We start from the raw sequence: 12,195 nt of genomic DNA, 5'->3' as shown, positions 1-12,195 counted from the left end.
ACGCGGGCTCACTGCAGCGCCTGGTGGTGGCCACGATGACCGGCGCAGGCCCGGATGAACCGTTCCGGGTTTGGTGGAGACTCGAACACATGTAAGGATTCGAGTCATGGCACGACCCTCCTCCTACCCGCTTGAGCTGCGCCGCCGTGCGGTGCGGATGGTCGCCGAGGTCCTCGGCGACTACCCGAACGAGTCCGCCGCGTTGAAGGCGGTCGCCCAGAAGCTGGGTATCGGCTCGACCGAGACGCTGCGCAAGTGGGTCCGGCAGGACCAGATCGATTCCGGACAGCGTCCGGGGACGACGACGGAGGAGTCCGCGCAGGTCAAGGCGATGAAGAAGGAAATCGCCGAGCTCAAGCGTGCGAACGAGATTCTGAAGGCCGCGGCAAGTTTCTTCGGGGCCGAGCTCGACCGGCCACATCTGCGCTCGTAGCGTTCATCGACGAGCACCGGGACCGCTTCGGCGGCGTCGAGCCGATCTGCAGGACGCTCACCGAGCACGACTGCCAGATCGCACCCTCCACCTACTACGCCCACAAAAAACGCCTGGCGTCCCCGTCTGCCCGCACGGTGCGGGACACGGAACTGAAAGCGCGGATCCAGGAGGTCTACGCATCCAACTACCGTGTCTACGGGGCCCGGAAGATCTGGCGGGAGCTGAACCGGCAGGGGCATGCCGTGGCCCGCTGCACCGTCGAGCGGCTGATGCGCGAGCTGGGCATCGCAGGCGCCGTCCGCGGCAGGAAGGTCGTCACCACGATCCCGGATCAGGCCGCGGAGCGGGCCCCTGACCTTCTCGACCGCGACTTCGTCGCCACCGCCCCCAACCGCTGCTGGGTCGCCGACTTCACCCACATCGCGACCTGGGCCGGCGTCGTCTACGTCGCTTTCGTCGTGGACACCTTCTCCCGCCGGATCGTCGGCTGGTCCGCCGCAACCTCCAAGGAGACCAGGCTCGTCCTGGACGCCTTGGAGATGGCCCTGTGGCAACGCGACCGAGACGGACTCCCCTACATACAGGGCGAGTTGATACATCACAGCGACGCGGGGTCGCAATACACATCGTTCGCGCTCACCGAGCATCTCGACCGAGCAGGCATCGCGGCATCGATCGGCTCCGTCGGTGACGCGTACGACAACGCCCTGATGGAGAGCACGATCGGCCTGTTCAAGACCGAACTCATCAAGCCCGGCCGGCCCTGGAAGACACTCTCCCAGGTCGAGCTCGCCATCGCCGAGTGGATCGACTGGTACTGCCACCGCCGACTCCACGGTGAGATCGGCCACGTCCCGCCCATCGAATACGAGACCGCCTACTACACCGCAGCCACAAAACCACAGGTCACAACCACCATCTGAGATCTCTACCGAACCCGGAACGGTTCAGTTGCCGGCCGTCATAGCCGAGCTCACCACCGCCGCGTACCGCATGCCGTCGACCACGCTGTGGCGCGCGCTCGGATCGACCTAGCGCACCGCCCACGACATCACCGTCAAGCTCGGCTACTTCGACCTGTCGACGATCGCCCTCGACCGCATGGCCTGGGCCGCCGACCGTGCCTGTGATCCCCTGCTGGCGGCGGTCCGCCAGTACATGCGCGCACTGGTCTATCACCGCGAAGGCGAGCACCGCATCGGGCTGCGCCTCATCGCCTCCGGGCACGGCCTGGCCGCCGACGCCGAACCAACTCCCGACGCTGTGGCCGTCACCGGTCAGCTGCACCTGGGAGCCAGCGTGATTGCCGCCCGCGCCCGGGACGCCGCCCTCGTCGAGGACCATCTGGACCAGGCGAAGGCCTGCGCAAACCGCACCGGTGAGAGCTCGACGCACTGGCTGTCGTTCGGCCCGACGAACGTCGCCTGTCATGCGGTGTCCGCCCAGGTCGAACTCCACCACTACGACACGGCACTCGCTCTGGCGGCAGACATCGAACTCCCCCACAGCTGGGCGCCCTCCAGGCAGGCCCACTTCCACATTGACCGGGGCCGCTGCCAGATGGAGACCGGCCACACCGACGCCGCCCTGGAATCGCTCACCACCGCACGCCGTCTTGCCCCGCAGCAGACCCGTTACCACCCCGGCGCCCGCGAGACGATCAAAGGCCTGGTCTACATGCGGCGCACCACCCCCGACACGCTGGACAACCTTGCCGCATGGATCGGCCTGTAAGCCCGGCTCCATTCGGTGGCACAACCAGCGCAGCCGAGTGTCACGCAGCGGTGACACTTAGCCATCACCGGCGTCCGCATTCTGGAAGCACCTCAACCAGACACCGATGCCGGGGGCAACCGACATGAATGCCGCAGGAAGGCCAAGCGCTTTCGTCAAAGACCGTCTCGTGTCACGCCAGGCAGAGCCCCCCAGCGGCCGCCTCAAACAGGCCGTGACCCACACCCGCGCCCCCGAGCGGCAGCACGTGCAGCGGTGGGCCGGCAGGGAAGGTGACGCTCACTGCGCGGACCGGCCGCAGATTCCCACAGTCAGCGCCCCTGCAGCTGACGTGGGCGACCTTGCGGCTGCGATCCGCCGGCTGGTGGGCAACGCCTACACCGGGCTGCGTCCAAGCCTTGTGCGGCGCTGACTTCGACGTCGTGCTCACCACCTACGGCACCCCCGGTGACCGGATGCTGCGCTGGATGGACCGCTACCAGACCGGCGGGTGCGGGCCGGTCATCGCGAACGTCGAGCGTGACGCGCTGATGTGGCTCGTGCCGCCCGGCACCGTCTACGCGTGGGAGCACCCGCACGCCTTGTGTTTCGGCGGCCCTTTCACCGTCCTCCTGCCGCCGGCCGGAGCCCGCACCGCTCCGGGGCCGCACTGGCGCAAGCCCCAACGGCTCGGGCACGTGGTCGATGCCGACTGCCTGCACCACGCTCTTGGCCGGTTCCGCCCGGACCTGCCGCACCCGGTGATGCGCCTGGCCGGTACACCGCTGCTGCCCGGCACACCACCCATGCCACTGCTGCCCTCATGAACCCCGCCCCAGACGCCAGCCCGGCCCCGCCCGAGCTGACCAGCACCGAGCAGACGTTGCTGGACGGCCGCCCATGGAGGGCGGGGGCGTGTCTGCTGTGCGGAGCTACGACGCTGCCGGTGACGCCCATCGTGACCGTCTACCCGCCCGGGCCCCCTGCGGCCCTGGCCAAGTGCCGGACCTGCATGGCGGCCGGTCTGATCACACAACGCGCCACCGCAGCCGCCCTCCAGCGCCCCTACACCCCCACGCTCCCCCCGATCCCCGAAGGACACCTCATGCCGCCAGCAGCCGCCTTACGCACCACCGCCCGCCCCGCCGCACAGCCCACCAACCGGCCCGCCCCGCCCTCCGGCTCCCGGACCGCGCCGCACCGGCTCGGCGTCCTCGGCCTGGTCTGGCTCCTCGGCAACAGCGCTGCCCTCCCCCTGCTGTGGGCACAAGTCACCACCGCACAGCACAACAACGCCCCCACCGCCGCAAGCACACCCGACGTCACAACCAACGCGGCCTGACATCAGCAGTCCCGCAGATTCCTCCCTCCGGGCCCGGAGGGAGGTTGCCCCCGACACCCCCCGACCGGGGGTGAACGACCCGCCCACCGAAGAAGGACCGGGTCGAGCGCGCCCGTCTGCCGGTGCTCAGGTCCAGCTCGACGTCCGTGTACCCGCCGGCCGCCGCCATCGCCTCCAGCGCGAACGGCGAGAGCGGTGCCCGCCCCAGATTGGTGTGCAGCACCACGCCGGTGGCGTTGTGCACGGTGCGCAGCCCGGCCGCGTGCGGGGGGAGCGCGGCGAGCGCGGCACCGACCGCGTCGTCCGGCCCGATCCGCCCTTCGCGTACGGCCTGCTGGGCGGTGGCGACCGCGGCCTTGACGACGACCCTGCCCAGCCGCGCGGACGCCTCGCTCAGCCGGGGATCGCCGAGCAGGAGCGTGGTGCTCGGCACCTGCCGCCGGGGATCCGCAGGCGGCTCCCGCTGCTCGTCCGCCACCCGCGCCACCCCGATCGACGTCAGCGGAGGCGGACGGGAATCGAACCCGCCTGGCCCGGATCCCGGACCACACCGATTTTGAAGATCGGGAGGGGCACCAGCCCGCCCAACGCCTCCGGGGCATGATTGTGATCCACGCACACTGTGGGGGCAAGAGGTGAAATGATCGCCGTATGACGCCAGTTGGCTCCGCAACCGGATCCGCCGTGCCCGTCCGGCTGACCCAGTACGCACACGGTGGCGGCTGCGCCTGCAAGATCCCTCCGGGGGAGCTCGAGGCGATGGTCGCGCGATTGATACCGGGGCCGAGCGGAGGTCATGCCGACGGGGAGCGGCTGCTGGTCGGACTCGACGACGGCGACGACGCCGCGGTCGTAGACACCGGCGACGGCTCCGCCCTGGTGTCGACCGCCGACTTCTTCACACCGGTCGTCGACGACGCCCGGGACTGGGGCCGGATCGCCGCCGCCAACGCACTGTCCGACGTCTATGCGATGGGCGGCCGGCCCGTCGTCGCGCTCAACCTGTGGGCTGGCCCCGGGTCGTCCTGCCCGCTGAACTCGCCCAGGAGGTGCTGGCGGGAGCGCTCGAAGTCGCCGGAAAGGCCGGCTGCATCGTCGGCGGCGGGCACAGCATCGACAGCCCGGAGCCACTCTACGGAATGGCCGTGACCGGTCTGGTCGACTCGGACCGGATGCTGCGCAACGACGCCGGCCGGCCGGGTGTCCCGCTCACCCTGACCAAACCGCTGGGCGTCGGGATCCTCAACAACCGCCACAAGCGGACGGGCGAGGTGTTCCCGCACGCCGTCGCCAGCATGGCCGCGCTCAACGACCGCGCCAGTGCCGCGGCCCTGAAGGCCGGCGCCGTGTGCGCCACCGATGTGACCGGATTCGGGCTGCTCGGCCATCTGCACAAACTGGCTCGCGCCAGCGCCGTCACCGCCGTGGTGGACTCTGCCGCCGTCCCGGTACTCGACGGCGCCCGCGAGTCCGTGCGCGCCGGGTACGTCAGCGGCGGCACGAGGCGCAATCTCGACTGGGTGCGCCCGCACCTGGACGCGGGACGACGAGCGACGACGAGCTGCTCGTGCTCGCCGACGCGCAGACCTCCGGCGGTCTGCTCGTCGCCGGGGAGCTGCCGGGACATCCGGTCATCGGGGAACTGGTCCCCGCCGTCGCCGGGACGACACTGGTGATCCGCTGAGCGCCGCGGTCGGCCGCGGACGCGTGGACGACGCCCGGGGCCCGCGGCCGACCCGTCACCGGTAGCGGATGTGCAGGTGGTTGTCGTGGTTCGGGTAGCTCGTGGTCAGCCCCTCCGAGATCAGCTGCGGATCGTTGAAGAAGATCAGCTCGACATGGCCCGGGGCATTCGCCCTGATCTCCTGCACGAGCCGGCGGGTGGCCGCACGGTCGTACGTCCCCGACTGCCAGGTGATGCGCCCGGCGGTGCACTGCCCCGAGTCGGTGCGGATCGGCCACACGTCGATGTCCATCCCGACTTCGTGGCTGGCGTGGCCGGGGATGTCGCCGCCGTGCTCGAAGCCGGCGTCGCCGACCGGCAGCCTGCCGTTCCCGGTGCCGGCGAAGACGGCTGCGGCCGCCTCCAGCTGACCCACGGCGCCCGCCGTCGCCCAGTGGGCGTTGGCGTTGCCGTCGGGGCTCTGCGTGCACATCGTGCCGGCGCCGAAGTCGATGTTCTCGTAGTGCCAGAGCAGGTTCTTCCACGTGGTCGGCCCGACGACGCCGTCCACACCGATCCCGGCGTGCGACTGGAAGGTGCGGACGGCCGAGTCGGTGGCGGGGCCGAAGGCCCCGTCGACCGTCAGGCCGGATCCCCGCTTGGCGTTGAGCAGCGCCTGGACGGCCTTCACCGCCGGCCCGTTGTCGCCCTGCCGTACGGTGATGGCGAGCGCGCCCCAGGTGGCGGGCCCGACGATGCCGTCGGCGGTGAGGCCCTTGGACTGCTGGAAGTCGACCACCGCGCTCCGCGTGCCCGAGCCGAAGACGCCGTCCACGGCCACGGTGCGGCCGTGCGCGGCGAGCAGGTGCTGCAGCGCGACGACGTCGGTACCGCGGTTGCCGCTGCTCGTCAGCGGGAACGCGGCCTGGGAGAAAGCCTGCGCGGGAACGCCCAGCCCGAGGAGCAGACCGGCCACGGCGGCGAACAGCGTGATGACGCGTGCGAGTTGTCTCATGGTTCCTTCCTCACTTCCCTGACTGGAGGGCGCCCCAGGTGGCGGGGCCGACGACGCCGTCGACGCTCAGCCCGCGCGAGGACTGGTAGTCGCGTACGCCCTGTTCGGTGCCCGGGCCGAAGGCGCCGTCGATGGCCACCGTCCGGCCGAGGGCGGCGGTCAGGGCACGCTGCAGTCGCGTGACGGCCTCTCCCGTCGAGCCGTTCTGGATGGTCGGGGTGGACCCGCGGGACAGCAGGGCGGTCCAGGTCTTCGGGCCGACCACGCCGTCGGCCGTGAGCCCTCTGCTGGTCTGGAAGTTCCTGGTGGCGGTGGTCGTGGCGGGGCCGAAGACTCCGTCCGGAGCCCCCGGATCGTAGCCGGCGGCCTTCAGCAGGCACTGGGCCGCCGTGACCTGGTCGCCGGTCGAGCCGCTCTGAACGGTGATGTATGCGGTGAAGTTGAGGTTCACCCCGGTGCAGCCGGGCTGCGGCGGGGTGCCGGTGCCCACGTCCAGGTAGTCGCGGTCGATGTTGATCGAGTAGCCGCCGTAGGACTCGGTGACCTCGCCCACGTACTGGTGGATGCGCTGGTGGTGGGACCAGTGGTCGGCCGGAACGTAGGTACCGGTGTTGGTGTCGGCGGCGCCGTTCCACCATGCGTAGAAGATGTGGTCGACCCGCGTGTAGGCGCTGTTGTCGTACTCGCCGGCGGCGTCCTTGATGCCGGAGGCAGCGCTGGAGTAGAAGCCCGACAGGTAGCCGCTGCTGTGCAGCCGCTCGGTCCAGCCGGACAGGTACGACAGCACGGCCGCCTTGCAGGAGGCCGTCGAGGTGTAGGCCTCGATGTCGCTGTAGATGGCGCTGCCCGCCGGGATACCGAGATTCGACGCGGCACTGATCGCGCCGGCCGCGGCGGTGACGCCCTGGGACTTGGCCGTGGCGGGGTCGGCCGACATCTTCAGAGAGTAGCTGGTGCACGGCGCCTGGCGACCGACGTCGATGGGGAACAGACGCCATCCGTTGCCGGTCTGGTTGGTCACCCAGCTCGCGGTCAGGTTCGGCTGGGCGCAGCCGCGGAAGGAGCCGCTGGTGTAGACGCCGACCGCGCTGTACGGCGAGGTGGCCTGCCACGCGTTCATGGCGGCCTGCGAGGGTGCGGTGCAGGCGTCGAAGCCCTTGCCGAGGTAGCTTCCGGGTTGCGGCCCGGCCGCGGCCAGCGGAGCAGCGGCGGACCGCTGTGCGGCTGCGGACTGCTGTGCTGCTCTGGGCAGTTCGGTGCGCCTGGCGCCCGCGGTGAGCTTCGCCGAGCCGAGGACACCGCGCACCAGGCGCTCGGTCGCCGGGGTGTGGGCGGCGGTGACGAGGACACCGGCGTCCTCGACCGCGACCCGGATGGTGTCGTTGCCGGACACGGCGGCCGGGGCGGTGGCCTTGCCGCGCTGCGCCCGTGCGGTCTCGGCCGTCACCTGGCCCGCCGAGCGTGCGGTGATGGGCTCCACGATGATGCCCGCCGTACGTCCGACGACCCGGGCGGGGCAGTCGTTCTGGTCGGCGGGCTCGCCTATGTAGACGGCGGGTCTGTCGAAACGGAGACAGGCGCGCGGGTTCTCCGCCAGATTGACCACCTGCCAGTCGGCGGGCACCTCGATCCGGTAGCCGTGGTAGGTGACGGTCTGCCCGGTGTTCTGGGGCGGGGGAGCCGCCAGGGCGGGGCCGGGGACGGCGGACGCGCCGAAACCGGCGAGCACCGCCAACACGGCCGTTGCGGCGCGGGTGCGCCAGGGCATGCGGGACGACGACATCAGGGCACTCCTGCTCGGGTGCGGAGGTGAGTGGGGGTACGGCGCGGCGGGTGTGCTCCCCGCCGGGTCGAGCGTTGTCCGAGGCCGGCAACCGGCCGGCCGCGTGACTGTCGGACAAGGCGGGTACGCTCCCCCGGGCCGGGTGCCGACCCGGGGGAGACGGAGAGCGGTGCCTGTCGGACCAGTTGCTCAGGTGCCGCAACCGGTTGCGCTCGGACGCCGCAACCGGGCGCGGTCGGACTCGCTCCTCAGATGCCGCAACTGGGCGCGGACCAGGAGCGGCTGGTGCGTCCGTCCACGTGGGTGTGGTCGTTGTGGTCGGGATAACCGGGACCGAAGATGCCACCGAAGCCGTGGTAGCGCGCCCGCTGCGCCAGCTGGCAGAGCGACGGGTTGCCGACCAGGTCGGCGGCGTCACCGTACAGATGCCGGCTGTTCGAGGCTCCGCCCGCCGCGCTGTTGCAGGCGTACGAGCGGAATCCGCTGGACACGACGATCGGAGTATCGCCCAGGGCGTGCCGCATGGCCTCGAGCTTCCACATCGTGCGCAGGGCGTTGGCCTTTGCCGTCGCGGCACTGACGGCACCACCCTCCCAGGTGGAGTTGCACTTGTTCAGCTCGGAGTAGGTGAAGTGGATGGGCGTGCAGTCCGGGTCCTGCAGCGCGTAGATCTTGCTGAACGTCTGGGAGCCCGCGACGCCGTCCGCCGCCAGCCCGTACGCCTGCTGGAACTTGGTGACCGCGGCCTTGGTCCGCGGGCCGAAGTTGCCGTCGACGGAGAGGATCTCGCCGAAGTCGACGTGCCCGGCCACCCGGATCTGCAGCTGGGTCACGTCGGCGCCCGACATGCCTTCGGACAGGGTGCGGCCCCAGGTGTAGCACTCGTCGGCCTGGGCCGGGCCGGCCGTGGCGAGCATGCCACCCAAGGTGGCTGCCATGAACATGACAATCGACAGAACGACTCGGATCGTGCGTCTTAACATCGCGCTCCTCCATACCGATCCCTGAGTTCCCCCGCGAGGGGGCTGAGCAGAGTTTGACCGCGCAAGCGCGGCGTGTCCATAGCGTCACCGCCCGCCACAGGAGCCCCACCTCTGGCACAGCGGACGGCAGGCGGGGGCCGTTGTGCCTTGCGGTGCGAAACTGCTGTTCCGTCCGCTGTGCATGCCCGCCGGGCGGCTCCACGTCGCCCGGGCCGGCCTGCGGCGGCGCACCGCAGGCCCAGGCGCACCACCCCGCCACGTCCGGTCCACCAGGCAGTGGGGCGGCTTCGTACGGCCTCGGCGCCGTGGCACGACATCGGGCCACGGCGCTACCGGAGCCCCGCGCAGGCGACAGTGGCGATCAGCACGGAGCACACCACGGTCATGGCGCTCAGCCGTCGCGCGAGCAGGTCGTCCCAGCCCTCCCCGTTGCCGGAGAGCCGGCGCAGGGCAGGCGTGAGCGCCCGGCCCGCGCCGAAGCCGAGTCCGGCGGCCAGAGCGGGCGCGTAGGAGCCCCCGGACAGCAGCACCGCGACCGCCAGCGCGTACGGAGCGCTCGCCGAGACATAGGTGCGCACGCCCGTACCGAGCTCGAAGCCGAACTGCAGAGCGCCCCGCGTCAGATGGCGGCGCAGCACGTCCTGCGGTATCTGCCGGGCGTTCTGCGGCAGACGCAGCGTCAGCCTGCCCGCGTCACGCAGCGCGGCGAGCAGTGCCACGGCCACGATCAGCCCCTGCCGCCCGCCGGCCGGGAGCGGTACGAAGAGACCGGAGAACAGCCACAGCACCCCGGCCGTCAGCACTCCGCCGGCCAGCAGACCGATGGTGAACACGCCGAGGACCAGCGCCTGTCTGTACGTTGCCCGCCAACCTGGCGAGCCCAGCGCGAACGCGCTGTTGCGCGTTCAAACGGAGCCCGAGAGCGAGTACCCGGCAAGGCCGCCGGTGATCGCCCAGGTCAGCATGGGGGCGTAGAGGGCGGTGGCGATCGCCGCCGCCCCCAGCACCACCACGGGCAGGGCGGCATCGGTGAGCAGCGTCCGTACACCACCGGCACGGTTCGCCGGCCGGGCCACCTGGCGGCCGGACTCTCCGGGACTCACCTAGACCGTCCCGGTCATCGTGCGCCAGGTGTTCTGGCCGACCACGCCGTCCGCCGTCAGCCCGTGCAGGGACTGGAACGAGACCACGGCCTGGCGTGTGAGCGGACCGAAGTTGCCGTCGACCGTCAGCGCGTAGCCGTGCTTGTTGAGCTGCCGCTGGGCGCCGCGCACGGCATTGTTCACGTCTCCCTGCCGCACCGTGACGACCAGGACCGGCCACGTGGCCGGACCGACGCTGCCCGTGGGACTCAATCCGTTCGCCGACTGGAACTCCTCGACCATCGCCTCGGTGTCCGGCCCGAAGATGCCGTCGACAGCCGTCGAATGGCCGTGGTGGGTGAGCAGGTGCTGGACGGTGTGGACGTCGGGCCCGGTGGCGCCGCGGCCGATGGTCGGCCAGTTCACGGAGCCGGGGCAGCCGCAGTCGGTGGTCCAGCGGCAGATGGACTTCACCCAGCCGGAGCCGGTGTTGCGGTAGCCGTCGTGGCAGCGCCGCTCGATACCGCAGCCGCAGGTGCCGCAGGCCGCGCTGAAGCGCCACAGCCAGCCGTCGTAGGTCCCGGCGTAGCACTGGTTGGGCCGCAGGGTCCAGGTGACACCGTCCGACCGGTGGAAGCCGGTGTTCGTCCCTGACGTCACGCACGCGTCGGCGTAGACGGTGCTGGGCCCGCAGCCCGGAGAGCAGTTGTGGTCCTCCGCGTAACTCGGGCACGCACCGGTCCAGATGTCGTAGCCGTCGGCGTACGCCTCCCGGGCGGCGGAGAACACCCCGAGCGCGGCGAAGCCCGCGGCGGTCGCCGCCTGCAGCACCGTGCGCCTGCGCGGCGCGAACGACGGCAGGGCCCCGCGCCTGGTCCGCGAGCCGCGGGCGCCGCTCCCCGACCGGCGAAGTGTGGGCACGTCGTCCAGAGACGTCATCGCAGGCTCCTCGGCGTCGCGGGATGGATGTCGTCGAGCAGCCGCAGCAGCGCGGTGGGCGAGCCGAGCGGTTCCGAACGGGCGATCCGGCCCTCCGCGTCGATGGCCACCGCATAGGGGGTGGCGGGGATGTCGTACGCCGTGAACAGGTCCGCCTGGCCACCGTGGACCGGTACGGTGCCATCACCGGTCTGGGGTGTGGGGCCCGCGTAGAGCGCGAACACCTGTGGGGCGACAGGGTCGCGCTGACCTGGGTCACGCTGACCTTGGTCCCGGCCCTGATCTTGGCCCGGGCCTTGACGGATCGTCCAGGCTCCGGCTTCGGCGAGCACCTGGACGCAGGTGCCGCAATCAGCGTCGAGGAACAGCAGCAACGCGGGGCGGCCCGGCGTCAGGAGGCCGTCGAGCCGTGCTGTGTCGTCCGGCCTGGCCGTGTCGAGCCCGGGCGCGGGCGCGCCGGGGGCGATGCCTGCCCGCCCGGGGCGGTGCGGCTGGGCGCGCGACAACTGGTGCACCTGCCTGACCAGTCCCGAGACGACCAGCGCGAGCAGCGCGATCGCCGCCCACGAGGCGATCAAGGCGCTGGTGGTGAAATCCATCGCGACGACACTCCTTCTGTGGTCCGGTGCACGGTGGCGTGGGTCGGCGGGTGATCGTGGGCGGCGGCCGGCGCGGCCATCACCGGGGCCTGGGCCGGTCGGTGAACAGTGGCCGGGGACGGCTCGTGCATGGCGGCGGGCAGGGACCACAGCAGCGCGGTGCAGGAAGGTGCGGCGAGCATCAGCGTGACCAGTTCCGCCGTGGACAGCCGTACCGGACCGGCCCCGGCGACGACCGCGCCGGCCGCCGCGAGTCCGGCCAGGGCCGCGGCCCGCCGGGTCACCCAGCGGCTGAGGGGCAGATCCCGGCGCGAACAGCCGCACGGACCCCCACGACCGAGGGCGAGGACGTGCCGCGTGTAGAGCGCATAGAGCCCGAGGAGAGCGGCCCCCGCGGCGAGTACGCCCTGCAGCACCCGCTGGTGACCCGTCGTCAGCGCGGCCACGCCGACCACCCCCAGGGCGCCCTCGGTCACCGGCAGGACGGCCGCCGCGAGCCGGCGCGGCCGCGGTCCCAGTACGCCGTGCGCCCGCAGTGCCTCTCCCAGGACGGCGGGACGCGCCGCGTGGGAGCCCGCACCCACGAGCAGACTCAGTACGACGATCGCGGCGGTGAGCCCACCGTAGAAGCCGATCATCG

General features: G+C 71.5%; 12 protein-coding genes, 1 tRNA gene and 2 pseudogenes. 5 read left to right on the top strand and 10 right to left on the bottom strand.

The annotated features are described in order from the left end of the window. Nucleotides 1-106 precede the first annotated feature (106 nt). The 4 genes and pseudogenes from PV342_RS22595 to PV342_RS22580 all read left to right on the top strand — a co-directional run bounded on the left by PV342_RS22595 (nucleotide 107) and on the right by PV342_RS22580 (nucleotide 3,491). Nucleotides 107-1,359, top strand: a protein-coding gene (locus PV342_RS22595) for an IS3 family transposase (RefSeq protein ID WP_400809071.1) whose coding sequence is annotated in 2 segments (ribosomal slippage) — nucleotides 107-389 and nucleotides 389-1,359 — 1,254 coding nt in all. Because the reading frame shifts where the segments join, the coding sequence is not laid out codon by codon here. Between the two features lie 28 nt (nucleotides 1,360-1,387). Further along, a pseudogene (locus PV342_RS22590) lies at nucleotides 1,388-2,170 on the top strand (transcriptional regulator); the annotation flags it as partial. Between the two features lie 398 nt (nucleotides 2,171-2,568). Next, nucleotides 2,569-2,976, top strand: a complete 408-nt coding sequence (locus tag PV342_RS22585; protein WP_400809069.1) for a hypothetical protein — start codon at nucleotides 2,569-2,571, stop codon at nucleotides 2,974-2,976. After that, entirely contained in the window at nucleotides 2,973-3,491 is a 519-nt protein-coding gene (locus PV342_RS22580; protein ID WP_400809067.1) for a hypothetical protein, read from the top strand. Before PV342_RS22585 ends, PV342_RS22580 begins: the two co-directional genes overlap by 4 nt. Here PV342_RS22580 and PV342_RS22575 read toward each other — a convergent pair. Both PV342_RS22575 and PV342_RS22570 read right to left on the bottom strand, forming a co-directional pair. Next, the gene (locus tag PV342_RS22575) at nucleotides 3,472-3,969 is read right to left on the bottom strand and encodes a hypothetical protein (RefSeq protein ID WP_400809064.1); all 498 of its coding nucleotides are present in this window, start codon (nucleotides 3,967-3,969) and stop codon (nucleotides 3,472-3,474) included. The genes PV342_RS22580 and PV342_RS22575 overlap by 20 nt on opposite strands. Before the next feature lie 23 nt (nucleotides 3,970-3,992). Next, nucleotides 3,993-4,086, bottom strand: a tRNA-Sec gene (locus tag PV342_RS22570). Between the two features lie 56 nt (nucleotides 4,087-4,142). Here PV342_RS22570 and selD point away from each other — a divergent pair. Then, nucleotides 4,143-5,167, top strand: a pseudogene (selD, locus tag PV342_RS22565) (selenide, water dikinase SelD). A gap of 63 nt (nucleotides 5,168-5,230) precedes the next feature. Here the strand turns inward: selD and PV342_RS22560 are convergent. The 8 genes from PV342_RS22560 to PV342_RS22525 form a co-directional block, all read right to left on the bottom strand. After that, complete coding sequence (locus PV342_RS22560) at nucleotides 5,231-6,169, bottom strand: peptidoglycan-binding domain-containing protein (RefSeq protein WP_500318522.1); 939 nt, start codon at nucleotides 6,167-6,169, stop codon at nucleotides 5,231-5,233. Between the two features lie 10 nt (nucleotides 6,170-6,179). Further along, nucleotides 6,180-7,952, bottom strand: a complete 1,773-nt coding sequence (locus PV342_RS22555; RefSeq protein WP_500318521.1) for a glycoside hydrolase domain-containing protein — start codon at nucleotides 7,950-7,952, stop codon at nucleotides 6,180-6,182. A gap of 248 nt (nucleotides 7,953-8,200) precedes the next feature. Next, nucleotides 8,201-8,935, bottom strand: a complete 735-nt coding sequence (locus PV342_RS22550) for a D-Ala-D-Ala carboxypeptidase family metallohydrolase (protein ID WP_400809059.1) — start codon at nucleotides 8,933-8,935, stop codon at nucleotides 8,201-8,203. A 329-nt stretch (nucleotides 8,936-9,264) separates the two neighbouring features. Beyond that, nucleotides 9,265-9,768 carry a hypothetical protein gene (locus PV342_RS22545; protein ID WP_400809057.1) on the bottom strand — a complete coding sequence of 168 codons (504 nt, stop codon included), beginning with the start codon at nucleotides 9,766-9,768 and terminating at the stop codon, nucleotides 9,265-9,267. Between the two features lie 72 nt (nucleotides 9,769-9,840). Next, nucleotides 9,841-10,038: a hypothetical protein gene (locus PV342_RS22540; RefSeq protein WP_449708139.1), complete on the bottom strand. Its 198-nt coding sequence runs from the start codon at nucleotides 10,036-10,038 to the stop codon at nucleotides 9,841-9,843. Next, nucleotides 10,039-10,956 carry a peptidoglycan-binding domain-containing protein gene (locus PV342_RS22535; RefSeq protein ID WP_500318520.1) on the bottom strand — a complete coding sequence of 306 codons (918 nt, stop codon included), beginning with the start codon at nucleotides 10,954-10,956 and terminating at the stop codon, nucleotides 10,039-10,041. Beyond that, nucleotides 10,953-11,555, bottom strand: a complete 603-nt coding sequence (locus PV342_RS22530) for a thioredoxin domain-containing protein (protein WP_500318519.1) — start codon at nucleotides 11,553-11,555, stop codon at nucleotides 10,953-10,955. Before PV342_RS22530 ends, PV342_RS22535 begins: the two co-directional genes overlap by 4 nt. Continuing rightward, entirely contained in the window at nucleotides 11,531-12,193 is a 663-nt protein-coding gene (locus PV342_RS22525) for a MauE/DoxX family redox-associated membrane protein (protein ID WP_400809049.1), read from the bottom strand. The genes PV342_RS22530 and PV342_RS22525 overlap by 25 nt, the downstream gene beginning before the upstream one ends. Between the last annotated feature and the right edge of the window lie 2 nt (nucleotides 12,194-12,195).

Source organism: Streptomyces sp. PA03-3a (assembly GCF_033792735.1).
In the GTDB taxonomy this organism is placed as follows: domain Bacteria; phylum Actinomycetota; class Actinomycetes; order Streptomycetales; family Streptomycetaceae; genus Actinacidiphila.
This window is presented reverse-complemented; position numbering and strand designations above follow the sequence as displayed.

Excerpts from the sequence above, each read along its gene's own strand:
- PV342_RS22530 (WP_500318519.1), bottom strand. The coding sequence starts at position 11,555 with ATGGATTTCACCACCAGCGCCTTGATCGCCTCGTGGGCGGCGATCGCG.
- PV342_RS22580 (WP_400809067.1), top strand. The coding sequence starts at position 2,973 with ATGAACCCCGCCCCAGACGCCAGCCCGGCCCCGCCCGAGCTGACCAGC.
- PV342_RS22525 (WP_400809049.1), bottom strand. The coding sequence starts at position 12,193 with ATGATCGGCTTCTACGGTGGGCTCACCGCCGCGATCGTCGTACTGAGT.
- PV342_RS22550 (WP_400809059.1), bottom strand. The coding sequence starts at position 8,935 with ATGTTAAGACGCACGATCCGAGTCGTTCTGTCGATTGTCATGTTCATG.
- PV342_RS22560 (WP_500318522.1), bottom strand. The coding sequence starts at position 6,169 with ATGAGACAACTCGCACGCGTCATCACGCTGTTCGCCGCCGTGGCCGGT.
- PV342_RS22555 (WP_500318521.1), bottom strand. The coding sequence starts at position 7,952 with ATGTCGTCGTCCCGCATGCCCTGGCGCACCCGCGCCGCAACGGCCGTG.
- PV342_RS22535 (WP_500318520.1), bottom strand. The coding sequence starts at position 10,956 with ATGACGTCTCTGGACGACGTGCCCACACTTCGCCGGTCGGGGAGCGGC.